The 23638-nt window shown below is 67.6% G+C and carries 22 protein-coding genes; 6 read left to right on the top strand and 16 right to left on the bottom strand.

The annotated features are described in order from the left end of the window. Positions 1-39: 39 nt before the first annotated feature. Complete coding sequence (locus JKF87_RS06220; protein WP_201098401.1) at positions 40-2103, top strand: OPT family oligopeptide transporter; 2064 nt, start codon at positions 40-42, stop codon at positions 2101-2103. Between the two features lie 232 nt (positions 2104-2335). Continuing rightward, positions 2336-4168, top strand: a complete 1833-nt coding sequence (gene typA, locus JKF87_RS06215; RefSeq protein WP_201098399.1) for a translational GTPase TypA — start codon at positions 2336-2338, stop codon at positions 4166-4168. A 224-nt stretch (positions 4169-4392) separates the two neighbouring features. Here typA and lpdA read toward each other — a convergent pair whose 3' ends face one another. From lpdA to JKF87_RS06185, 6 genes are all read right to left on the bottom strand, one after another. Further along, positions 4393-5799 carry a dihydrolipoyl dehydrogenase gene (gene lpdA / locus JKF87_RS06210; RefSeq protein ID WP_201098397.1) on the bottom strand — a complete coding sequence of 469 codons (1407 nt, stop codon included), beginning with the start codon at positions 5797-5799 and terminating at the stop codon, positions 4393-4395. A 141-nt stretch (positions 5800-5940) separates the two neighbouring features. After that, the gene (locus JKF87_RS06205) at positions 5941-6213 is read right to left on the bottom strand and encodes an HPr family phosphocarrier protein (protein ID WP_201098392.1); all 273 of its coding nucleotides are present in this window, start codon (positions 6211-6213) and stop codon (positions 5941-5943) included. Continuing rightward, entirely contained in the window at positions 6210-6614 is a 405-nt protein-coding gene (locus tag JKF87_RS06200) for a PTS sugar transporter subunit IIA (RefSeq protein ID WP_201098390.1), read from the bottom strand. The genes JKF87_RS06205 and JKF87_RS06200 overlap by 4 nt, the downstream gene beginning before the upstream one ends. 119 nt (positions 6615-6733) lie before the next feature. Next, positions 6734-7162 (bottom strand): HPr kinase/phosphorylase, encoded by a 429-nt coding sequence (locus tag JKF87_RS06195; protein WP_201098388.1) that lies wholly within the window; start codon positions 7160-7162, stop codon positions 6734-6736. Further along, entirely contained in the window at positions 7159-8787 is a 1629-nt protein-coding gene (locus JKF87_RS06190; RefSeq protein ID WP_201098387.1) for a sensor histidine kinase, read from the bottom strand. Before JKF87_RS06190 ends, JKF87_RS06195 begins: the two co-directional genes overlap by 4 nt. Continuing rightward, positions 8756-9460 carry a response regulator transcription factor gene (locus tag JKF87_RS06185; RefSeq protein ID WP_201098386.1) on the bottom strand — a complete coding sequence of 235 codons (705 nt, stop codon included), beginning with the start codon at positions 9458-9460 and terminating at the stop codon, positions 8756-8758. Before JKF87_RS06185 ends, JKF87_RS06190 begins: the two co-directional genes overlap by 32 nt. 208 nt (positions 9461-9668) lie before the next feature. Between JKF87_RS06185 and JKF87_RS06180 the strand changes: the two genes are divergently transcribed. Further along, the gene (locus JKF87_RS06180) at positions 9669-11387 is read left to right on the top strand and encodes a hypothetical protein (RefSeq protein WP_201098384.1); all 1719 of its coding nucleotides are present in this window, start codon (positions 9669-9671) and stop codon (positions 11385-11387) included. Positions 11388-11403: 16 nt separating this feature from the next. Here the strand turns inward: JKF87_RS06180 and JKF87_RS06175 are convergent, their stop codons facing one another. From JKF87_RS06175 to JKF87_RS06160, 4 genes are all read right to left on the bottom strand, one after another. Then, entirely contained in the window at positions 11404-11727 is a 324-nt protein-coding gene (locus JKF87_RS06175; RefSeq protein WP_201098382.1) for a TFIIB-type zinc ribbon-containing protein, read from the bottom strand. 241 nt (positions 11728-11968) lie between these two features. Further along, on the bottom strand, positions 11969-13186 hold the full coding sequence (locus JKF87_RS06170) for a BaiN/RdsA family NAD(P)/FAD-dependent oxidoreductase (protein ID WP_201098381.1): 1218 nt from the start codon (positions 13184-13186) through the stop codon (positions 11969-11971). Between the two features lie 39 nt (positions 13187-13225). Next, positions 13226-14617, bottom strand: coding sequence for an adenosylhomocysteinase (gene ahcY, locus JKF87_RS06165; RefSeq protein WP_201098379.1), 1392 nt, complete (start codon positions 14615-14617; stop codon positions 13226-13228). A 118-nt stretch (positions 14618-14735) separates the two neighbouring features. After that, on the bottom strand, positions 14736-15116 hold the full coding sequence (locus JKF87_RS06160) for a hypothetical protein (protein ID WP_201098377.1): 381 nt from the start codon (positions 15114-15116) through the stop codon (positions 14736-14738). 125 nt (positions 15117-15241) lie between these two features. Between JKF87_RS06160 and JKF87_RS06155 the strand changes: the two genes are divergently transcribed. Next, positions 15242-16033, top strand: a complete 792-nt coding sequence (locus JKF87_RS06155) for an SDR family oxidoreductase (RefSeq protein ID WP_201098375.1) — start codon at positions 15242-15244, stop codon at positions 16031-16033. Here JKF87_RS06155 and JKF87_RS06150 read toward each other — a convergent pair. After that, on the bottom strand, positions 16020-17015 hold the full coding sequence (locus tag JKF87_RS06150) for a pepsin/retropepsin-like aspartic protease family protein (protein ID WP_201098373.1): 996 nt from the start codon (positions 17013-17015) through the stop codon (positions 16020-16022). The two genes, JKF87_RS06155 and JKF87_RS06150, sit on opposite strands and share 14 nt — an antisense overlap. A 165-nt stretch (positions 17016-17180) precedes the next feature. On the opposite strand from JKF87_RS06150, the gene JKF87_RS06145 reads away from it, so the two are divergent. Next, the gene (locus tag JKF87_RS06145; protein ID WP_201098371.1) at positions 17181-17543 is read left to right on the top strand and encodes a hypothetical protein; all 363 of its coding nucleotides are present in this window, start codon (positions 17181-17183) and stop codon (positions 17541-17543) included. Positions 17544-17546: 3 nt separating this feature from the next. Here the strand turns inward: JKF87_RS06145 and JKF87_RS06140 are convergent, their stop codons facing one another. From JKF87_RS06140 to fsa, 4 genes are all read right to left on the bottom strand, one after another. Further along, positions 17547-18494, bottom strand: coding sequence for a 2-hydroxyacid dehydrogenase (locus JKF87_RS06140; RefSeq protein WP_201098369.1), 948 nt, complete (start codon positions 18492-18494; stop codon positions 17547-17549). A 9-nt stretch (positions 18495-18503) separates the two neighbouring features. Next, positions 18504-19433: a tyrosine recombinase XerC gene (locus tag JKF87_RS06135; protein ID WP_201098367.1), complete on the bottom strand. Its 930-nt coding sequence runs from the start codon at positions 19431-19433 to the stop codon at positions 18504-18506. A 157-nt stretch (positions 19434-19590) separates the two neighbouring features. After that, positions 19591-20304, bottom strand: a complete 714-nt coding sequence (locus tag JKF87_RS06130; protein ID WP_201098897.1) for a DUF484 family protein — start codon at positions 20302-20304, stop codon at positions 19591-19593. Positions 20305-20339: 35 nt separating this feature from the next. Beyond that, positions 20340-20993, bottom strand: a complete 654-nt coding sequence (gene fsa, locus JKF87_RS06125) for a fructose-6-phosphate aldolase (protein ID WP_201098364.1) — start codon at positions 20991-20993, stop codon at positions 20340-20342. A gap of 30 nt (positions 20994-21023) precedes the next feature. Here fsa and JKF87_RS06120 point away from each other — a divergent pair, with 30 nt between their 5' ends. Continuing rightward, on the top strand, positions 21024-23186 hold the full coding sequence (locus JKF87_RS06120) for a primosomal protein N' (RefSeq protein ID WP_201098362.1): 2163 nt from the start codon (positions 21024-21026) through the stop codon (positions 23184-23186). A 19-nt stretch (positions 23187-23205) separates the two neighbouring features. On the opposite strand, the gene JKF87_RS06115 is transcribed toward JKF87_RS06120, so the two are convergent. Beyond that, positions 23206-23601, bottom strand: a complete 396-nt coding sequence (locus JKF87_RS06115) for a Tat pathway signal protein (RefSeq protein WP_201098360.1) — start codon at positions 23599-23601, stop codon at positions 23206-23208. Positions 23602-23638 lie beyond the last annotated feature (37 nt).

The following is a 23638-nucleotide window of genomic DNA, read 5'->3' as shown; positions in this document are numbered from 1 at the left end:
TTCTGCGCTTACGGTCCCGGCAAACGTGGGAATTCTTCAATGACTGACAATAACGCCGCAACGCCAAAGCCTGGCGGCAAGCGGCTGGAACTGACGCTACGCTCGCTGGTGCTGGGGTGTCTTCTGGCCGTGGTCTTCACCGCCGCCAACACCTATCTGGGCCTGCTGGTCGGCCTGACCTTCGCCTCGGCCATTCCGGCGGCGGTCATTTCGATGGCCATACTGCGGGTGTTCCGCACCTCGACCATCTGGGAGAATATGACGGTCCAGACCGTCGCCTCGGTCGGCGGGGCCATGAGCTCGATCATCTTCGTCCTGCCGGGTCTGGTGATGATCGGCTGGTGGCTGGAGTTCCCGTTCTGGCAGTCGGTCGCCATCTGCATTCTGGGCGGCATTCTGGGGGTGACATTCTCCATTCCCCTGCGTCGCGCCCTGGTCACCAACGGCGGCCTGCCCTACCCGGAAGGCGTCGCCGCCGCCGAGGTGCTGAAGGTCGGTTCGCGCGGGGCTGAACAGACCGAGAGCGCCGTGCGCGAGAACAAATCGGGTCTGTGGATCGTCGTCGCGGGCGCCGTGGTTTCGGCCGGTTATTCGTTGCTGGTCGCCGGCCGCGTCTTCGCCGGTGAGGCCGCCAAATTCATCAAACTGCCTGCCGCGCTCGGCGGCGGCGCGACGGGCATGGGCTTCGGCATGCAGTTCGCCCTGCTGGGCGCAGGCCACCTGATCGGTCTGACCGTGGGTCTGGCCCAGCTGTTCGGTCTGATCCTGGCCTGGGGCATCGCGGTGCCGCTGCTGACCTCGCCCGACACAGTGACATGGCTGACGGCGCACGGCATTCCCTCGATCGCGGCGACCCTGCCTGCGGGCGCCCACGCCGAACAACTGGCCATGACGGTCTGGAGCCGTGAAGTCCGCTTCATGGGCGCAGGCGTCATCGGCGTCGCCGCCATCTGGACCCTGATCAAGCTGGCCGGACCTCTGGTCGCCGGTCTGGCCTCGGCCCTGGCCGCCAACGCCAAGCGTGAACACGGCGAAGCCCTGGACCGCACCGAACAGGACCTGCCGATCAAGCTGGTCGGTTCGATCTCGGTGGCCTGTCTGATCGGCATCGCCGGTCTGCTGGCCTGGTTCGCCCAAACGGCGCCCGCCCTGGCTTCGTCCACCCCGCTGCTGGTGATCGGCGGCCTGGTCTATGTGGTGCTGATCGGTTTCGCCGTGGCCGCCATCTGCGGCTACATGGCCGGTCTGATCGGGTCGTCCAACAGCCCGGTGTCGGGCGTCGGCATCCTGGCCATCATCATCGCCTCGCTGCTGATGCTGGGCGTCATGGCCATTGCGGGCGTGCCTGCGGATCCGTCGATCATCGCCTTCGCCCTGATCGTGACGGCTGTGGTCTTCTCGGTCGCCGTCATCGCCAACGACAACCTGCAGGACCTGAAGACCGGCCAACTGGTCGAGGCCACGCCGTGGCGCCAGCAGACGGCCCTGATCGTCGGCGTCGCCGCCGGCGCCCTGGTCATTCCCTTCATCCTGAACCTGCTGAACCAGGCGTTCGGCTTCGAAGGCGGCCCGGCGGCCATCGTCGAGGGCACCAAGACCCTGGCGGCGCCCCAGGCCACCCTGATCTCGGCCCTGGCGCGCGGCGTCATCGGCGGCGATCTGCGTTGGGACCTGATCGGTCTGGGCGCGGCCATCGGCCTGGTCATCATCGTGCTGGACGCGGTGCTGGAGAAGGCGACCAACAAGAAGATCAAGCTGCCGCCCCTGGCGGTCGGCATCGGCTTCTATCTGCCCGCCGCCGTCACGACCATGCTGGTCATCGGCGCCGTCTGCGGCTGGCTGTACGACCGGGCCTCGCGCTCGACCCGCTACGCCGACGTGGCGCGCCGCATGGGCGTGCTGCTGGCCTCGGGCCTGATCGTGGGCGAAAGCCTGTTCGGCGTGCTGACGGCGGGCGTCATCGTCTCGACCCGCAGCGACGCGCCCTTCGCCATGCTGCCCGCCGACACCGTCTGGCCGGCCATGCTGGCGGGCGTGATCGGCTTCTTCGTGCTGACCTTCGGTCTGTACCGCTGGGCCATCACGCGGGCCGCCAAGGTCTGATGCTTTAGGGCTGGAAATCACGCGGATGGGGGCGGCGGACACAGGTCCGCCGCCCTTTTTCGTTTGTGCGCGCACGGATCATCCGCAGCGATAATCCGACAGTGAGATTTCACCGCACTGGCGTTTTGGCGCCAAGGCCTGTAAGAGGCCGCCTGAAATCCTTCCCACATCTGCATCTTGTTGCAGCGGCGCGGCCTTTTCCGTGACCGAACACAGTCCGCCCGAGCCCGATATGAACCTTCGTAACGTCGCTATTATCGCCCACGTTGACCACGGCAAGACGACCATGGTTGACGCCCTTCTCGCCCAATCCGGCGTGTTCCGAGCCAATGAGGCGACCACTGAGCGCGCCATGGACTCCGGCGATCAGGAAAAAGAACGCGGCATCACCATTCTGGCCAAGTGCACCTCGGTGCTCTGGAACGGCAAGGCAGGCGAAACCCGCATCAACATCATCGACACCCCCGGCCACGCCGACTTCGGCGGCGAGGTCGAGCGCATTCTGGGCATGGTGGACGGCTGCGTCATCCTGGTCGACGCCGAAGAGGGCGTCATGCCCCAGACCAAGTTCGTGCTGACCAAGGCGCTGAAGATGGGCCTGCGCCCGATCCTGTGCATCAACAAGGTCGACCGCGCCCACGCCGACCCGGACCGCGTCCACAACGAAACCTTCGACCTGTTCGCCGCCATCGGCGCGACGGACGAGCAGCTGGACTTCCCGCACATCTACGCCTCGGGCCGCAGCGGCTGGGCGACGCTGGACCTGAACGTCCCCAACGACAACCTGCACCCGCTGTTCGACCTGATCGTCGAACACGTTCCGGCGCCCAAGGTTCAGGAGAACCGCGACAAGCCGTTCCAGATGCTGAACGTCCTGATCGAAAGCGACCCGTTCCTGGGCCGCCTGCTGACCGGCCGCATCCAGTCCGGCAAGGCCGTGCCCGGCATGGCCATCCACGCCCTGGACCGTGACGGCAAGGAAATCGAGCGCGGCCGCATCACCAAGGTTCTGGCCTTCCGCGGCCTGAAGCGTCAGGCCCTGGACGAGGGTTCGGAAGCGGGCGACATCGTCGCCATCGCCGGCATGTCCAAGGCCACCGTCGCCGACACCCTGTGCGCCATGGAAGTCACCGACGCCCTGCCCGCCCAGCCGATCGATCCGCCCACCATCTCGATGACGGTTTCGGTGAACGACAGCCCCCTGGCCGGCCGCGAAGGCGACAAGGTCCAGTCGCGCGTCATCCGTGACCGCCTGCTGAAGGAAGCCGAAGCCAACGTGGCCATCCGCGTGACCACGACCGAAGGCGGCGACGCCTATGAGGTCGCAGGCCGTGGCGAACTGCAGCTGGGCGTTCTGATCGAAAACATGCGCCGCGAAGGCTTCGAGGTCTCGATCTCGCGTCCGCGCGTGGTCTTCAAGACCGGCGAGAACGGCGAACGCCTGGAGCCGATCGAAGACGTCATGATCGACGTGGACGACGAGTTCTCGGGCATCGTCATCGAGAAGCTGTCGGCCCGTAAGGCCGAAATGACCGACATGGGCCCGTCGGGCGCAGGCAAGACCCGCATCCAGCTGAAATGCCCGTCGCGTTCGCTGATCGGCTATCAGGGCGAGTTCCTGACCGACACGCGCGGTTCGGGCGTGCTGAACCGCGTGTTCAGCCACTATGAGCCGCACAAGGGCGAGATCGCCGGCCGCCTGAAGGGCGTGCTGATCTCCAACTCGGACGGCGACACGGCGGCCTTCGCCCTGTGGAACCTGGAAGACCGCGGCGTCATGTTCGTCGGCGCAGGCGAGAAGACCTACCAGGGCATGATCATCGGCGAGAACAGCCGTTGGGACGACCTGGACGTCAACCCGATCAAGGGTAAGCAACTGACCAACGTGCGCGCCTCGGGCAAGGACGAGTCGGTCCGCCTGACGCCGCCGCGCCAGATGTCGCTGGAGCAGGCCATCGCCTATATCGACGACGATGAGCTGGTCGAGGTGACGCCGAAGTCGATCCGCCTGCGCAAGCAGGTGCTGAACCCCTCGTTCCGCAAGAAGCGCGTTCGCCCGGAGTAGTCGCGAGACGATGTCCTTCTCCCGGCGGGAGAAGGTGGCCCGAAGGGTCGGATGAGGGTTGTGCGGCGGACCAGTCCGGACACCGGACCCTCACCCTTTCGCGCCAGGACGACGGCTGCGCCGTCGTGCGCTCAAACCCTCTCCCGGCGGGAGAGGGATGCACAAAGAAAAACGGCGCGCCCCGCAAGGAGCGCGCCGTTTCTGTTTTCAGGGTGTGCGGCCGATCAGGCCTGCATGGCCCAGCCTTCGACATCCATGGCCGCCTGACGCACGGCTTCCGAACGGGTCGGGTGGGCGTGGCAGGTGCGGGCGATGTCTTCCGAGGCGCCGCCGAAGCTCATGGTGATGGCGGCTTCGTGGATCATCTCGCCGGCCTGCGGGCCGATGATGTGAACGCCCAGAACCTTGTCCGTGGCGGCGTCGGCCAGAACCTTCACGAAGCCGTCGGTCTCGTGATTGATCTTGGCGCGGCTGTTGGCGATGAAGGGGAACTTGCCCTTCTTGTAGTTGACGCCAGCGGCCTTGAGCTGCTCCTCGGTCTGGCCGACCCACGACACTTCCGGGGCCGTATAGACGACGCTGGGGACCAGGGCGTAGTCGACGTGGCCGTACTTGCCCGCGATGATGTCGATGGCGGCGACGGCGTCTTCTTCCGCCTTGTGCGCCAGCATCGGGCCGTGGGTCACGTCGCCGATCACCCACACGCCGTCAGCAACCTTGAAGTGGTCGTGGTCGATGAAGCCGCGCTTGTCGGGCGTCACGCCCACGCTCTCCAGACCCAGGCCGTCCGTATAGGGACGACGGCCGATGGCGACCAGGACGACGTCGCCCTTGATCGTTTCCGCAGCGCCGCCCGCCGACGGCTCGACCGTCAGCTCGACCCCGTCCTTGCCCGACTTGGCGGCCGTGACCTTGGCGCCCAGTTTGAACTTCATGCCCTGTTTGGTCAGGGTGCGCTGGAAGGTGGTGGCGACTTCGGTGTCCATGCCCGGCGTGATCCGGTCCAGGAACTCGACCACGGTGACCTCGGCGCCCAGGCGGCGCCAGACCGAACCCAGCTCCAGGCCGATGATGCCGGCGCCGACCACGATCAGCTTCTTGGGCACCGACGGCAGCGACAGGGCGCCGGTGGAATCGATCACCTTGCCCGCCTCGAAGGCGACGCCCGGCAGCGGGGTCGGCTCGGAGCCGGTGGCGATGACGATGTTCTTGGTCTCCAGCGTCTGGACCGAACCGTCCTCGGCGGTGACTTCAACCTTACCCTTGCCGACGATCTTGCCCTTGCCCTTGATCCAGTCGGCCTTGTTCTTCTTGAACAGGAACTCGATGCCCTTGGTCAGGCCCAGAACGCTCTCGTCCTTGGACTTCTGCATCTGGGCCAGGTTCAGCTTGGGCGAGACCTCGATGCCGATCTTGGCGAACTCGCCGTTGGCGGCTTCCCACAGCTCCGAGGCGTGCAGCAGGGCCTTGGACGGCATGCAGCCGACGTTAAGGCAGGTGCCGCCCAGCGTGCCGCGCATTTCGACGCAGGCAACCTTCAGGCCCAGCTGTCCGGCGCGGATCGCGGCGTTATAGCCGCCCGGCCCTCCGCCGATGATGACGACGTCGTAGGGAGCGGGGGCTTCGGCCATGATATCCTCTGATCGTTCAGCGCTTGGGATGCTGCGCGGGGCTTAGGCGCCAGACCCGTCGGGGTCAACCGCCGCGCTCCATATGGGTATGGGTTTGCGACCTTTGGAGGGGCCTGTGGCGTTTGCGTCGCCGCGTGGCGTCTATTGGTCTTCGTCGAACTTGCGCGCGACCAGATCCCGCAGGGCCTCGATGGCCTCGTCGGCGTCCGGGCCTTCCGCCGAGACGTCGATGCTGCAGCCGATGCCGGCGCCCAGCATCAACAGACCCATGATCGAGCGGGCGTCCACGGTGACGCCGTCGCGCGTGACCTGAATTTCGCTTTCAAAGCCGGAGGCCAGCTTGACGAACTTGGCCGAGGCGCGGGCGTGCAGGCCGCGCGTGTTGCAGATGTCGAACCGGGCCGCTGCGCTCATTTTTCGCCCGCAAGAACCCAGGACGCGACCGAGATGTATTTGCGCCCCGCGTCCTGGGCGTGGGCCACGCAGGCCTCCAGCGTCTCGCGGCTGCGCACGCTGGCCAGCTTGATCAGCATGGGCAGGTTCAGGCCGGCGATGACCTCGGCCTTGGTCTGCTCCATCACCGAGATGGCCAGGTTGGAGGGGGTGCCGCCGAACATGTCGGTCAGGAGGATGACGCCGTCGCCGTCGTCCACGGCCGCAGCCGCGTCAACGATGTCGCGACGTCGACGCTCCATGTCGTCTTCCGGGCCGATGCAGATGGCCGCGACGCCGCGTTGCGGGCCGACCACATGCTCCATCGCCGAAAGAAATTCTGACGCCAGTCCCCCGTGGGTGACGATGACCAGACCGATCATAAGGACTTCACTCGCAACCCGCCCAAACCGTCCCAGCACGTCGACATCGCCCCGGCTGGCGCCCGGACGCGCCCGCTCAGGACCGCAAGAGGCCTGTCATAGACCCGTTATCTGCGGGGTCAAAGCGTAAGCAACGCCGCATCGACCATGTCGGGGGCGGAGGGCAGGCGCGGGTCGAGGGCGAACAGGGGCAGGTCCACTCCCTCGAAACGCCGTGTCTGCGGCTCTGGAAGCCGTTCGACCGCCTCTGGAACACAGGCGACGGCCAGGACGACTCTGGCGATAGGGCGTGTCTCGACGGACACGATTCCCACGCCGCGCGCTTCGATTCTTCCGGCGATCTGCACCGGCGCCGTGGCGTAGAGCGCGCCCTGGGAGGCCCAGACGCGGGTGTAGTCGTCGCTGACCAGTCGCCAGCCGCGTCCGATCAGGCGCAGGCCCAGGTCGCTCTTGCCCGCGCCGGACGGCCCCAGCAGCATCACCGCCCGCCAGCCGTCCGGGCCGAAGCGGGCGACGGTAGTGGCGTGGAGGGGCTGAATCTGGGTCATGCGCGTTTGCCCACGGCCGGCAGGGCGATCACGAACCGGGCGCCGAGGATCCGGCCGTCTTCCGCCAGCCGGTTTTCTGCCCAGGCGAGGCCGCCGTGCGCCTCGGCGATCTGGCGCACGATCGACAGGCCAAGGCCGGAGTTGGAGCCGAAGGCCGCCCCCTTGGGCCGCGAGGTGTAGAAGCGTTCGAACACCGTCTCCAGGTTTTCGGCCGGGATGCCGGGGCCGTCGTCCTCGACGCGAATCTGGATCGGCTGGTCGCCGTCGGTCTCCTCCAGGGTCACGTGCACCACGCCGTCGGGGGGGCTGAACGAGCGGGCGTTGTCGATCAGGTTGCGGAACACCTGGCCCAGCGGCCCGTCACGGCCCATGACGCGCAGGAAGTCCTGCGGCTGGGTCAACTGCACGGGAATGTCGCCCGGCTTGGCTGTGGTCTCATAGACGCTGACGATGTCGCCCAGCAGCCGGTTCAGTTCGATGGCGCGCGGCCGGTCGCGCGACAGTTCGGCGTCCAGGCGCGAGGCGTTGGAGATGTCGGTGATCAGCCGGTCCAGGCGCCGTACGTCCTGCTGCAGCAGGTTGGTCAGCTTCTCGCGATGTTCATCCGTCTTGACCAGAGGCAGGGTCTCCAGCGCCGAACGGATGGAGGTCAGGGGGTTTTTGATCTCGTGCGACACGTCGGCGGCGAACCGCTCGATGGCGTCCATCCGCGTCGACAGGGTGTCGGTCATGGATTCCAGCGACCGGGCCAGATCGCCGATCTCGTCCTTGCGGTCCTCAAGATCGGGCAGGGAGATGGCGCGCGCGCGTTGCAGCTTCACCTGATCCGCCGCCGCCGACAGGCGCATGACCGGGCGGGCCACGAACAGATGCAGCATCAGCGACGCCAGCAGGTTCACCCCCAGCGCCACCAGGGCGAAGGGCATCAGGGCGCGGCGCTGGGCGCTGAGGATTTCATCCACATTGCCCGCCTCGACCGTCAGGGCGCCCAGCACCTGACGCACATGGCGCACGGGAATGGTGACCGAGACGACGCGCTCGCCCTGTTCATTGCGGCGGACGGTGACGACGGAGCGGCCGTCGAGGGCGGCGTTGACCTCGCCGCGAATGGCGGCCTCGGCCTTTTCGGCTTCCGCCGCTGCACGGGCCTTCTTGCGGCTGTCGTCGGCGACGGGGGTTCCGGCGGCCTGCGCCGCGCCCAGAGGCTGGCCGCTGACGGCCTCGGTCACCTGATAGGAATCGACGACCAGAAGGCCGTTGCTGTCATACAGGCGCACCCGCTGGCCCGCCGGGATGAAGCGGTCGGTCAGCCAGATGGAGGCGCGCTCCAGGTCCAGTTCGGGCGTGGGGACGCCGCGCGTCACCCCCTCTTCGCGCAGCACGTTGGCCAGCAGTTCGGCCTGAACGGTCAGGGATTCCTGGCGCGCCTCGATCAGGCCCTGGCGCCATTCGTTCAGCAGCAGGGCGCCGCCGAACAGGATCAGAAGGCTGAGCAGATTGAGCGAGAGGATGAAACCGCCCAGCCGCGAGCCGCCGAAGCGGAAGCGTCTTCGGCGGGCGGGCGTTTCATCCTCGGGCCGAGGCCCGGAGAGGTCAGCTTTCGCGGTAGCGGTAGCCGACGCCATACAGGGTCTCGATCGCGTCGAATTCGTTGTCCACGGCGCGGAACTTCTTGCGCATCCGCTTCACGTGGCTGTCGATGGTGCGGTCGTCGACATAGACCTGATCGTCGTAGGCGGCGTCCATCAGGTTGTCGCGGCTCTTAACAAAGCCGGGGCGCTGGGCCAGGGCCTGGAGCAGCAGGAACTCGGTGACGGTCAGCTTGACCGGCTTGCCGTCCCACATGGATTCGTGGCGGGCGGGGTCCAGCGACAGCTTGCCGCGCTTGATGGCCTTGCCCGAGATGTCGGCGGTGGGTTCGGCCTCGATGCCGTCGGCGCCGGTGCGGCGCAGCAGCGCCTTGACCCGCTCGATCAGCAGACGCTGGCTGAATGGCTTGTGGATGTAGTCGTCGGCGCCGAGGTTGAAGCCGAGAATCTCGTCGATCTCCTCGTCCTTGGACGTCAGCATGATGACCGGAATCTGCGAGGTCTGACGCAGGCGGCGCAGCACCTCCATGCCGTCCATGCGCGGCATCTTCACATCGAGGATCGCCAGATCCGGCGGCGTGCTCTCCAGCGCCGCAAGGCCCGCGGCCCCGTCGTGATAGGCCGTGATCTTGTGGCCGTGACTTTCCAACGCCAGTGAGACGGAGGCGACGATGTTCTCGTCGTCGTCGACCAGAGTGATGTTCGCCAAAGGGCTTCTCCTGAACTTAACGTTCCCGCGAGCGAGAACGCACGGCAAGCGTAACCGTTCGATCTGGTTCACAATAGGGCCGTTTAATTGGCCCTTCATGACATGATTTCAACGTAAGGAGGTCCTCGCCTCCGTCGTCTCGCGGAAAATTCATCGTTCAGCCTGGTCTGCAACCGGTCCTTAAAGGCTTCCCCGGTTAGAAGCGGGCATGGCCGGGCCGATCCATTACGAAGTCTATGTTCGCAAGACGGCCCTGTCCGACTGGGCCCTGCTGATTGCGTCGGAGAACCGCAGGCATGCGGTCGAGGCGGGGCGCGAGCACATCGACGCCAAACAGGCCGTCGCCGTGCGTGTCACCAAAGAGACGCTGGATCCGGATACGATGGCGTTTCAGAGCGTCGTCATCCTGAACCTGGGCTTGCCGGAGCAGAAGGTGAAAACCTCGTCCGAGACCGAAACACGCCCGGCCTGCAGCACCCCGGTCGAGCTTTACGCCCCCCATGCGCGGATGCTGGTGGCGCGGGTGCTGGAGGACTGGCTGAAACGTCAGGGCGTGACGGCGTTCGAACTGTTGCACCGACCCGATCTGGCCGAGCTTCTGGAGGCGTCGGGCGTGGAACTGCAGCACGCGGTGCAGAAGATCGCCGTGCCGGAGGCCCAGGCCTCGGGCCAGGAGGTCCACGCCATGATCCGGCACTATCAGCGGCTGGCGGACGCCACGGTGGCCCGGCTGCTGAAAGCGCGACGGGACGGACGGTTTCCGGCGCTGGACAAGGCGTCGGTCGCGGATGTGGCGCGCCGTCTGGTCGATGAGCCGGAGCGGGTCTTTGCGATGGGGGGCGTGGTGTCGCAGGCCCTGGCCGGCAAGAAGGGCGCGCGGGCGCGTCTGGACGCCCTGATGGACCTGGTCGCCTCTGCACCGGCGGATGGACCGGAACGCGCCCTGGTGCTGGGCGCCGTCGAACAGATCGCCGCCGAGATGCTGGCTGTGCGGGCCAATGTGGTCGAGATTCTGGAGCCGTCGCTGGATCTGGGCGCCAATCTGGCCGCCGTGATCCGCATGATCGCCCCGCGCGAGGTCGAGGCCCTGGTCGCAGTGGACGGTCGGATGGCGCGTCTGACCCCGCAGGTCGAGGGGCCGGCAAGGCGGCTGGGCGATCATCTGGCGGCGGGCGGATCGTCGCTGCTGACCGCCTCGCTGACGCGGATAGTGGTGCGCGAACTGACGGGGCAGCGCCGCCTGCGGCCCTCTGACCCGGTCGGCGAGATCGATATTCTGCGCGTTCTGGCCATGGGGCTGACGGCTTCGGCGGGACGGCTGCTGAGCCTGGAAGAGGTCCAGAACGCCTTCATCGAACGCTCCAGACGCCTGGTCGCCGCCGATTTCGTCGCCGCCTATGTCAAGGATTGCCCGACCGCCCTGGCCGAGGCCGAACAACTGGCGCGGCTGTGCGAGAACGTCACCGGCGGGGCCAGCAAGCGGGCGGCGGCGCGCTGGCTTCTGGCCTGTATCGCCGCGCTTAGATTCGAGACCGAGATGCGGCAATCGACGCCGGGCGGACCGACGGCGGCGCAGAGGCTGGCGACGCTGGCGCGGCTGCAGCGTTCGGTGCGCATATCGCATCTGGGCGAACCCGAAGAGACCCAGATCCTGGCCGCCATCGGCGTGGTCGGCGGCGCGGTGGAGGCCGACGTCGGTCTGACGGCCCAGATCAGCCGGGCTAAGATCGCGCCGCTGCACAGGCTGGGCGTGCTGCTGCGGCTGGCGGCGGGCGAGACGGCGCCGATCGGCCCGGCGGCGGATCGCGCGCGGGCCGAGGCGCTCAGGCTGTTGCGCGCACCCGAGGTCCGCACGGCTCTGGCCGACGCCCCCGGCGAGATGGCGGTGTTGAAACCTCTGATGCAGACGGCGGGACTGGCGGCCTGATCCGCCGCCTGACGGCTCAGTCGAAGATGTCGAAGATGCTGTCGCGTTTCTTCTTCTTATAGCGATAGTCGTCGTCGCGGCGGTGATCGTCGTGGCGTCTGTCATCACGACGCGGCTGATGCGGCGCGCTCCACGGCTGGGGCGGGGCCTGATGGTGGGGTTGGGGGGCGGCAAGGGGCGCAGAGGCGCGGCCTTCTTCGACGGCGGCGGCCATCAGCTTTTCCAACTCGCCGCGATCCAGCCAGACCCCGCGGCAGGTCGGGCACATGTCGAACTGGACGCCGTTACGCTCCAGCGTCTGCATGGCGGCGTTGTCGTTCGGGCACATCAACAGGGGCATGTGGGCTCCATGGGTTTCCAGAGGAAACGGGGGTCGATGCATGGAATCCTGAGGGGGAAATGATCCACGCACCGACGCACCCGTGCGGTCCGACATCGCATCGCTCGATCCGGCTGAGGAAGAACAGGGGCGCCGAACCGGAGCGGCGCCAGAGGGGCCCGTCCCGCCTCTTCAAGCTAGGGAGGCCCCCTGGCCCCCGCCATGCGTCGCGGGGCCGCAGGGGGCGTTATGCGGTTTCAGATCAGGCGTTCTGGCCTGCAGCCCAGCCGGACGACCAGGCCCACTGGAAATTATAGCCGCCCAGCCAGCCGGTCACATCGACCGCTTCGCCGATGAAATAGAGGCCCGGAACCGCCCTGGCCTGCATCGTCTGCTGGTCCAGGGCCGCCGTATCGACGCCGCCCAGGGTGACCTCGGCGGTGCGGTAGCCCTCTGATCCCACGGGTTTGACGCTCCAGGCGTTCACCGCCTGATCCAGACGACGCAGCACCTTGTCGGACAGGTCCGCCAGATTGCCCGCCGCCCCTTCGCGTTCGCACAGGCTTTCGGCCAGACGACGGGGGATGATGTGGCCGAGCGCCGTGTGGATCGCCTGACGCCCGTTCGCCGCCTTGGCCGCCTTCAGTTCGTCGAAGATGTTCCGCCCCGGCGCCATCGAGGCGACGATGGCCTCGCCCTCGCGCCAGTAGGAGCTGATCTGCAGGATGGCCGGGCCGCTGAGGCCGCGGTGGGTGAACAGCATGGCCTCGGTGAAGCTGGCCTTGCGCGTCCTGGCCTCGGCCTTGGTTTCGGGGGCGGAGGCGACGACGGCGTCCACCGCCACGCCCGCCAGCGGCGTCAGCGTCTCCAGCAGACCGGCCTCGAAGGTCAGGGGCACCAGGGCGGGGCGGGTGTCGGTGACGCGGATGTCGAACTGGCGCGCGACCTCATAGGCCCAGCCGGTCGCGCCCATCTTGGGGATCGACTTGCCGCCCGTCGCCACGACCAGAGACGCCGCCGTGACCTGTGATCCGTCGGACAGATGGGCCGTGAAGCCGTCGCCGCTGCGGGCCAGACGGTCCACGCCGGTCTTCATTTTCAGGCTGACGCCGGCCGCCGCCATGTCATCCGTCAGCATGCGGATGATCTGCTTGGCGCTGTCGTCGCAGAACAGTTGGCCCAGCGTCTTTTCGTGCCAGGCGATCCCGGCCCTATCGATGCGCTTGATGAAATCGTGCTGGGTGTAGCGGCGCAGGGCCGAGGTGGCGAACCGGGGGTTCTCGCCCAGGAAGTTCGCCGGACCGCAGCCCAGATTGGTGAAGTTGCAACGGCCGCCGCCGGAGATGCGGATCTTTTCGCCCGGTCGGTCGGCGTGATCGACGACCAGGACCCGGCGTCCGCGCCGTCCCGCCTCGATGGCGCACATCATGCCGGCGGCGCCAGCCCCGACGACGAGGACGTCGTAAGACGCCCTCGTCATTTTGGCCCCCTGCAAGCGGGGACCGGCCTCGGGGAGAGCTTAGTAACGGTAGTGATCCGCCTTGAACGGGCCTTCTTGCGGCACGTTGATATAGTCGGCCTGATCCTTGGTCAGGACGGTCAGCTTGGCGCCCAGCTTGGCCAGGTGCAGGAAGGCGACCTTCTCGTCAAGGTGCTTGGGCAGGGTGTAGACCTTGTTCTCGTACTTGGCGGCGTTGGTCCACAGTTCGATCTGGGCCAGGGTCTGGTTGGTGAAGGACGCCGACATCACGAAGGACGGGTGGCCCGTGGCGTTGCCCAGGTTCACCAGACGGCCTTCCGACAGCAGGATGATCTTCTTGCCGTCCGGGAATTCGACGTGGTGGACCTGCGGCTTGATCTCGTCCCACTTGAAGTTCTTCAGGCCCGCGACCTGAATTTCACTGTCGAAATGGCCGATGTTGCAGACGATGGCGTTGTTCTTCATCCGGCGCATGTGCTCGACCGTGATGACGTCCTTGTTGCCCGTCGTCGTGACATAGATGTCGGCGCGGTCGGCGGCGTCGTCCAGGGTCTGGACCTCATAGCCTTCCATCGCGGCCTGCAGGGCGCAGATCGGGTCGATTTCGGTGACGATCACGCGGGCGCCGCCCTGACGCAGCGAAGCGGCCGAGCCCTTGCCCACGTCGCCGTAACCGCAGACCACGGCGACCTTGCCCGACAGCATGACGTCGGTGCCGCGACGGATGGCGTCGACCAGGCTCTCACGGCAGCCGTACAGGTTGTCGAACTTCGACTTGGTGACGCTGTCGTTGACGTTGATGGCGGGGAAGGGCAGCTCGCCCTTTTCGGCCATCTGGTACAGGCGGTGCACGCCTGTGGTGGTTTCTTCCGACACGCCGCCGATGGCGTCGCGGATGGCCGAATAGAAGCCGGGCTTTTCGGCGATGTAGCGCTTCATCACCGCGAACAGGGCTTCTTCTTCTTCGTTCTGCGGGTTGGCCAGGACCGAGATGTCCTTCTCGGCCTTGGGACCCAGAACGGTCAGCAGGGTGGCGTCGCCGCCGTCGTCCAGGATCAGGTTCGGATAGCCGCCGTCAGCCCATTCGAAGATCTTGTGCGCATAGTCCCAGTATTCCACCAGCGTCTCGCCCTTGGTGGCGAAGACCGGGGTGCCGTTGGCCGCGATGGCGGCGGCGGCGTGGTCCTGGGTCGAGAAGATGTTGCACGAGGCCCAGCGCACTTCGGCGCCCAGGGCTTCCAGCGTCTGGATCAGGACCGCCGTCTGGATGGTCATGTGCAGCGAACCGGCGATGCGGGCGCCCTTCAGCGGCTGGCTGGCGCCGAATTCGTCGCGCAGCGCCATCAGGCCCGGCATTTCGGTTTCGGCGATCGCGATTTCCTTATTGCCCCAGTCGGCCAGGGTGATGTCGCGAACAATATAGTCGGTCATGGTCAGGCTCCTGGCCGGATGGGGCCGAATGGGGTCGAACGAGGGATTTGAGCCCTCCTTAACCCGACAGGCTTCCTGGAGCAATAAACATATAAGGAAATCCTTATATGTGGGTCGATCAGGCCTTCAGACTGACATATCCGCGCTCAACCATGCGCCGCAGGGCGTCATAGACCTCGACCAATTCCTCAAAGGCGGTGCGTGCGGCCGTCAGGCGAGCGGCCTGGTCGGGCGTGACCGGCGATCCTGAATGGGCCAGGCGCAGCGCCTCCGCCGCCCATTTGGCCCGCGCCGTCGCCGTCAGCACCGCCAGTTTCTGCATCGCCGCGGCGTCCAGGCCGTTCAGGCTCTGGCCGATGATCTCGCGGTTGGCGACATAGGCGGCGTAGTCGATCTGCTCCAGCTGGCCGCGCAGGCGGCGCTGCTCCTGCGGGTCGGTGTCCTGCGGTTCGAAATGGTCGCTGTAGCGGCGTGTGCTCGAAGTCATCTTGGTCGACATGACGGCCCCTCCCGGCCTGTCGCGAAGGCCATAGGCGACGAAGGGTGCGCTTTGTCGGTTAACGACGCGTTGCGGATCGCGCTTCAGCGCCGATATGGAAGGCGACGCCCAGCAAGGAGATCGACATGGACCTGAAACTGACCGGAAAACGCGCCCTGATCTGCGGCGGATCCTCGGGTCTGGGCCGGGCGGTGGCGACGGCGCTGGTCGCGGAAGGCGCCCATGTCGCCCTGCTGTCGCGCGATGCGGCCAAGCTTCAGGCGGTCGCCGACGAACTGAATGCCGCAGGTCCCGGCAAGGCGGTGGCGGTCACCGCCGATCTGTCCGATCACGAGGCCCTGCTCAAAGCCGCCGACCTGGCTGAGGAGCTGCTGGGCGGCCATATCGAGATCCTGCTGAACAATACGGGCGGACCGCCGCCGTCGGGCGTGTCGAACCTGGAGCCGTCGGTATGGCGCGATCATTTCGAATCCATGGTGCTGTCGGTCTTCCGCCTGACGGACCGGGTGCTGCCTCGCATGCGGGCGGCGGGATGGGGCCGCATTCTGAACGTCGCCTCGATCACGGTGGTGGAGCCGTCGGCGGCGCTGGGCGTGTCCAACACCCTGCGGGCCTCGGTCGCGGCCTGGGCCAAGACCCTGGCCAATGAGGTCGGCCCCGACGGGGTGACGGTCAACACCCTGCTGCCAGGCCGCATCGACACCCCGCGCATCCAGAGCCTGGACAAGTCCGCCGCCGAACGCACCGGCGTGACCCCTGCGGAGGCTCGCGCGGAATCGGTGAAATCCATTCCCGTCGGCCGCATCGGCACGACCGAGGAGTTCGGCGCCACCGCCGCCTTCCTGGCCAGCCCGTTGGCCGCCTATGTCACCGGCTCGCTGATCCGTCTGGACGGCGGGGCGATCAAGGCGATCTGACCTCGGGTCTGGGCGCAGGGCGGCGAAGCAGGCCGCCGAAGGTCACGCGGTTGCGGCCGTAGTCCAGGCTGATGCGGCTGAACCGGGTCAGGAGGTCGCCGCCCAGCAGCAGGGCCGGCTGCTCGATCAGGTTCATGATGCGAAAGGCGTGCAGGTCGGCGAACAGCAGGGGCGTCGGACCCAGCGACCGGCCCGCCACCTTCAGCGACCGCACGGTTCCCGTCTGGGCCGTGACCCCGCCGCCGACAATGCCGAGCAGACGGACCATGCGGGCGGCGTCATTGGACTGGCTGACCCCGACCGCCCGCATGAGGGCCAGGTTGCCGATGGAATACTGCGCCCCGCTGTCGATGAAGGCGGACACGTCGACGCCATCCGCTTCGACCCGGGTCAGGATCAACTGACCGGATTGGCCCCGGCGCCCGGTGACGACGACCTCTCGCTGCCGCAGGCTGTAGCTGGCCTGGGCGTCGCGTAGGACAGGGGCGTCGCGGGAGCCCGACTGTGAAAGGGTCACCCGCCGCGCGCTCATGTCCAGGGTCAGGCGGAACCGCGACAGCAGGTCCAGCCCCAGCAGGCCGTCGGCGCCCAGAAGACTGCGGGGAAAGACCGGAAGGGTCAGGTCGGTGAAACTCTGGCGTCCGATGTCGATCCGGGCGACCCGCACCGTCGGCGTGATCTCGGCGGCGGTGACCCCGTGCACATTGACCGAAGGGCCGGGCGGCAGGCCCAGGCTCTGGGCCAGTTCAACGGAGACGGCGCTGGCCTCGGCGCCGGTGTCGATGAAGAACAGACGCGGACTGTCGCCCTCCAACCGGACCTCGACCCCCATCCGGGTCAGCAGGTTCTGCAGCAGCCGCACTTCTTCGGAGGGTGAGGACTGATCCTGGGCGGCGGCCAGAAAGGGGGTTGAGGCCAAGAGGCCCAGCGCATCGCGTCGCGATGCGGTCGGCGGCGTCGGATCGTGAACTGGCGGGCGCAAACGCCTGTCCTCCTCAAGCCCCAGCGGGCCGTGACGAACTATAGACCTTCACTGATGACGGAAAAGCCGAGCCTGCTCGTCATCCTGAAGAAAAAGAACGGACATCGTGCGGCTGGCCAATCCTGAGTTGCGGCAGTAGTCTTGGTCCACCACAGGAGGCTGCCCATGCTGACCCTTCTCGCGCTTGCCCTGTCCGGCCAGTTGGCTGTTTCGTCGCCGCCATCGCCGCCTATCGTCAGTCAATCGCCTATCGCTTCCGTTATGAACCGGGTTCCTGAGGCCTGTGGTGATGGGATCGTTTCGGTCGATTTCCAGCCGTCGGCATCGGCGGGGTCTGGGCCATCGACCCTACGTTTCGATGGCGCACAGACTGCGGACGGGCGGGTCCGAAAATACATGCTTCTGGATCGTCGCGATCAAAACAACTGCCCGTCGCCGATCAGCTACGCTGTTCCGGATCAGCCGCGCGCCCTGGGCCGGGTGATCGGCGAGCGTGCGTCGGAGGCGCCAGTTCAGCTTAACCGCTAAGGCTCAGTCAGGAACCGGCGAAACGGGCGGCTTGCCGGCGAAGACGGCCTGCAGATTGGCGATCATCCGTTCGGCCATGGCTGTGCGGGTCTCGACGGTGGCCGAGGCGACGTGGGGCGCAAGGACGCAGCGGTCGCTGTCGATCAAGGCCTGCGGCACATTGGGTTCGTCGGCGAAGACGTCCAGCCCTGCGCCGCCCAGACGGCCGTGGGTCAGGGCCTCGACCAGCGCCGTCTGATCCACCACCTCGCCGCGCGCGACATTGATCAGGACCCCGGTGGGGCCAAGCGCTTCCAGAACCTCAGCCGAGACCAGGCCGCGCGTCGCGGTGCCGCCCGGCACGATGACGATCAGCACATCGACCGAGGCGGCCAGATCGACCAGCCGGGGTTCATGCCGCCACGGCGCGCCCGCGACGGGGTTGCGGGTGTGATAGGCGATCTTTCCGGCGAAGGGGGCCAGACGGCTGGCGATGGCCTGACCGATCCGACCCAGACCCAACAGGCCGTAGCGCAGGCCGCTGGCGGTGCGCGACAGGGGCGGCGGCCCTTCCTCAGCCCAGCGTCCGGCGCGGACATAGGCGTCCATCGCGGGCAGGCGTCGCAGGGTCGCCAGCGTCAGCAGCAGGGCCATGTCCGCCACATCGTCGTTCAGCACATCCGGCGTATGGGTGACCACGATCCCGCGCGACCGGGCGTGGGCCAGATCGACCAGATCATAGCCGACGGCATGGACCGAGATGATCTTCAGGTTCGGCAAGGCGTCGATCAGCCGGGCGTCGACAGGCGACGATCCGGCGGCGGCTATGGCGGTGATGCGTTCGGCCGCCTGCGGCGGGGGCAGGCCATCCGGGCCGGGACGATGCACGGTCCAGCCCAGCGACGGGGCGCGGCGGGTCAGAAGATCATCGGCGAGGCCGGGCAGGCCGATGGCGAGAATGTCGTGGCTCATGCGCCCAATCTAGGCGCGGGGGTGGGCCGCCGCATAGGCGTTCAAAAGTCTATCGGCGTCGACGCCGGTGTATTTCTGGGTCGTCGACAGACTGGCGTGGCCGAGAAGCTCCTGGATCGACCGCAGGTCGGCGCCTGCCCCTAGCAGATGGGTCGCGAAACTGTGGCGCAGGGCGTGGGGCGTGGTGCGCTCCGGCAGCCCCAGCCGTCCGCGCAGCCTCTGGACGCTGGCCTGAACGTGACGGGGGCTGAGCGGTCCGCCGCGTCGGGCGCGGAACAGGGCGTCGCTCGGCTGAAGCGGGAAAGGCTGCAGCGCCAGATAGGTGTCCACCGCTTCGCGCACGGCGGGCAGGACCGGCACGATCCGGGTCTTCGATCCCTTGCCGATGATGCGCACCGTCTCACCTAGCGGGGCGTCGGCGCGGGTCAGGCTCAGGGCCTCTGATATCCGCAGGCCGCAGCCGTACAGCAGGGTCAGGACGGCCCGGTCGCGCGCAGCCTCCCACGGTTCGGCGTCGGGATCGGCGTCCGGTTCGGCCAAGAGGCCGCGCGCCTGATCTTCGGTCACCGGACGGGGCAGGGACGGCTTGACGCGCGGACCGCGCACCAGGGCCAACTGCGGGGCGGGCGTGTCCATCCGCCGGTCCAGAAAGGCGTGAAATCCGCGAATGGCCGACAGGCTCTGGCTTAGCGACCGCGCGCCGAGAGGATGATCCCCGGCCTCCTTTGAACCTTGGCGTCGCTCGGCCATATGGGCGCGGACCTCGGCGGCGGTGATGGTTCCCATGGCCTTCAGCGACAGGGTCTCGCCGCGATGACGCTCCAGAAAGGCGACATAGAGCCGCCCGATATGGCCATAGGCCTCCAGCGTCCGGGGCGACAGCCGCCGCTCATGCGCCAGATGCTCCAGCCAGGCCATGAGGGCGTCGGAGGCGGTCATTGGCCCATTCTCCATCCGTCATTCTCGGGCTTGACCCGAGGATCGGGCGAGGAGCGAGACGAACCTTGGGGCTTGTGCGCTAGGCCTTCCGCATTTGCGACGGCGCATCCGGTCCTCGGGTCAAGCCCGAGGGTGACGGTGAATGACTTGCCGACGGTCAGACCAGCACCGGCCATCGCTCAGCCATCCGTTCGGTCACCCGCGCCAGGAAGGCCGCCAGTTCGCAGCCCATATTGGGGGTGAAGCCGTCTTCTTCGGGCGAGCCGAAGGCGCAGATGCAGGGGCGCGGCGGTTCGCCCGGCGTCAGATGCGGGGCCATGCGGACCAGGGCGATGGACTTCACCTGATCCTCGACGGCGCCGAAGAAGTTCAGCCCCTCGATCATCGGGCCAAGCCAGATCAGGCCGTGTTCGCCCAGCAGATTGTCGACGTCGCCTTCTTCCAGCGCGCGCCAGCCGAACGGCACGCCGCCGGGCTTCTCCATGGCGATGGCGGCGCCTGCCAGGCCGAACCGACCCTGGGCCGCCCCGTCCAGCCGACGGGCCAGGTCGGAATGGTTGCGCGCCTCCATCAGGTCCAGGGTGGCGACATGGGTCTGGGTCTGGGCGGCGAAATTGGCGCGGGCGATGGTCTCGACCTCGCGCCGGGCGCCCGTCTCGCGCTCGACCACAGCTTCGAGCCGGGTCAGGGCGGCGGCGCCGAAATCCACGACATTGCGGCCATGCGGACGCAGACCGATCTCCTCCAGCAGGGACCGGTCGTCCAGCAGGGTCTGGGGATGGGTCTGCAACCAGCCGCGCACCTCGGGCCAATGCAGATTGTCGCCCAGATGCGGGGTTGCGTCCGTTTCCGACGTTTCAAAGAGGCCCAATGAATCGCTCAAGAGACCTCTCCGAGAACGCGATGTTACAGAATCGACTGGCCGGTCTTGCCCCAGTCCGCCAGGAAGGCATCAAGCCCCTTGTCGGTTAACGGGTGCTTTACCAGGGCCTTGAAAGTGTCCGCGCCGAAGGTGGCGGCGTCCGATCCGGCGACGGCGGCGGCGGTCACATGGGCGACATTGCGCAGCGACGCGGCCAGGATTTCCGTCTCGAAGCCATGCACGTCATACAGGACGCGGATTTCCTCCAGCAGGGCGATGCCGTCCGCGCCATTGTCCTCCAGACGACCGACGAAGGGCGACACGAAGGTCGCGCCCGCCTTGGCCGCCAGCATGGCCTGGGCCGCCGAGAAGCACAGGGTGACGTTGGTCTTGATCCCCTTGTCCGAAAACACGCGGCAGGCCCGCAGCCCGTCCCAGGTCAGGGGCAGCTTCACCACGACGTTCGGGGCGATGGCGGCCAGCTTGTCGCCTTCCTTGACCATGGTCTCGAAATCGGTCGCGACGGCCTCTGCAGAGATCGGCCCCTCGACGAGCGCGCAAATCTCAGCAATGACCTCGGCGATGTTCCGACCCGACTTGGCGATCAGCGACGGATTGGTGGTGACCCCATCGACCATGCCCGTGGGCAGCAGTTCCTTGATGGAGGCGATGTCGGCGGTGTCGAGAAAGAGTTTCATGTCCGGCTTCATAGCCGAGGGCGCCGTTCGGTGAAAGTCGCCTCGGTCCTCATTCCCCTGCCGGTGCCGGAGGCCTTCGATTATGAAGTCCCCGAGGGGCTGAACCTGACGCGCGGCGATCAGGTGGCGGCGCCGCTCGGCCCGCGCCTGGTGCGCGGCGTGGTCGCCGAGGTGTTCGAGACGACCGGATCGAACCGGCGGCTGAAGGCGGTGGACGCGCGTCTGGATGATCCGCCCCTGCCGCCGCGCGTGGTGGACTTTGTCGAATGGGCTGCACGGTGGACCCTGTCGCCGCCGGGCGAGATGGCGGCGACGGCCCTGAAGGGGCTGCGGGCGCCGCGTCCGCGACCTGAACGCCGGGTGCGCCGGGTGGAGCGCCGTCAGCCTCTTCGCGCCACGCCGGCCCGTCTGGCGGTGCTGGAGGCCCTGGGCGCACAGACCCTGACGCCTGCCGATCTGGCCCGCGCCGCCGCGGTGTCCTCCGGCGTCATCAAGGGACTGGTCGACGAGGGGGTGCTGGAGACGGTCGAGATCACGGCGGAGGCGGCCTTCGACGCTCCCGATCCCGACCATGCCCCCGCCACTTTGAACAGCGATCAGGCGGCGGCGGCCGAGGCCCTGTCCCAGGGCGTGGCTGACGGCGGCTTCAAGCCCTTTCTGCTGGACGGGGTGACCGGTTCGGGCAAGACCGAGGCCTATCTGGAGGCCATCGCGCGGGTGCTGCGCGCCGAGCCGACGGCGCAGATCCTGATCCTGCTGCCCGAGATCGCCCTGACCCAGGCCCTGATCGAGCGGATCGCCGCCCGTTTCGGCGCCGCCCCCGCCGAATGGCATTCCGGCGTCGCCCCGCCCCGCCGTCGTCAGGTGTGGGAGGCGGTGTCGGCAGGCCGCTGCAACATCGTCGTCGGCGCCCGTTCGGCCCTGTTCCTGCCCTTCGTCAACCTGCGCCTGGTGATCGTGGACGAAGAGCACGACACCTCGTTCAAACAGGAGGAGGGCCTGGTCTATCATGGCCGCGATCTGGCTGTGGCGCGGGCGCGGATCGAGGGGGCGGCGGTGGTCCTGGCCTCGGCGACGCCATCGCTGGAGACCCTGTGGAACGCCCAGCAGGGGCGCTACGCCTGGCTGAAGCTGGGCGCGCGTCACGGCGTGGCGGTGATGCCGGACATCGCCCTGCTGGACCTGCGCCAGAACCCGCCTGGTCCCCAGACCTGGCTGTCCCAGCCCCTGCGCGAAGCCATCGGCGAGACCCTGATCCGCAAGGAGCAGGTGCTGCTGTTCCTGAACCGGCGCGGCTATGCGCCCGTGGTCCTGTGCCGGGCCTGCGGACATCGGCTGACCGCACCCGACACCGACAGCTGGCTGGTCGAGCATCGCTACACCGGGCGGCTGGTCTGCCATCTGACCGGCTTCTCCATGCCGCGACCCAAGCTGTGCCCGTCATGCGGGGCTGAGGATTCGCTGGTCTCCGTCGGCCCCGGCGTCGAACGGGTCGAGGAGGAGGTCCGCCAGCTGTTCCCCGAGGCCCGCACCGCCGTCTTCAGCTCCGACACCGTGCCGGACGGCAAGTCCGCTCGCGCCCTGATCCAGCGGATGACGGACGGCGAGATCGATATTCTGGTCGCCACCCAGGCGGCGGCCAAGGGGCATAATTTCCCCGGGCTGACGCTTGTGGGCGTGGTGGACGCGGACCTAGGGCTTCGCGGCGGCGACCTGCGCGCGGCCGAACGCACCTATCAACTGCTGGCCCAGGCGACAGGTCGGGCGGGTCGTGCGGACAAGCCGGGACGGGCCCTGCTCCAGACCTGGACGCCCGAACATCCGGTGCTGATGGCCCTGGCCGCCGGGGATCGCGACGCCTTCGTCGAGGCCGAGATGGCCGAGCGCGAGGCCGCGTCCCTGCCGCCCTATGGCCGTCTGGCGGCGATCATCCTGTCCAGCGAGAATGCGCAGGCGGTCGAGAAGCTGTCCAATGATCTGGCCCAGGCCATTCCCAACGCCGAGCGGCTGGAGGTTTACGGCCCCGCCGACGCGCCTCTGGCCCTGGTGCGGGGACGCAGGCGCAAGCGGCTGCTGGTGCGCGCCGACCGGGACGTGAACATCCAGGCCTTCCTGCGCGCCTGGCTGTCGCGGGTTAAGGTTCCGGGTTCGGTCCGCCTGACGGTGGACGTGGACCCCTATTCGTTCCTGTAGAGGTTGAGCGGGGGCGGCGTCAGAGCGCCATCACCGTGCCCAGCAGCAGCCGCGCGCCCGCCCGGCCCAAGGCGGCATTGGTCGCCGCCTGCAGGGCCGCCGCAAGTTGATCGACGTCGGGCGGCATTCCGGGCCGCATCCCGTTGGCGAACCTCTGGGCCGCCTCATTATAGGCCGAGCGCAATCGCGGCCCCGACGCCTGCACCCGCGCCCTCAGCGCCACATCCGGAACATCGACGCCCGTCTCGATCGACAGCACGCCCCTACGACCATTGGCCAGCAAGATGGTGGCCGTCACGACCGGCAGCCGGAAATAGGTCTCCGCCGACGCAGGCGCAGCCCCACCCGACGACGCCTTGGCCGGAGCAGCAGCCGCCGCCACAGCGGCCAGACCCAAGAGTGCACGACGATCCATGCGCACAACATGGCGCGGTTGCGCTTAAGAGCGAGTT

The sequence above is a fragment of the Brevundimonas nasdae genome, from assembly GCF_016654005.1.
Classification (GTDB): Bacteria; Pseudomonadota; Alphaproteobacteria; order Caulobacterales; family Caulobacteraceae; genus Brevundimonas; species Brevundimonas nasdae.
Note: the sequence above shows the minus strand (reverse complement) of the source record. Positions and strands in the feature narration are given on the sequence as shown.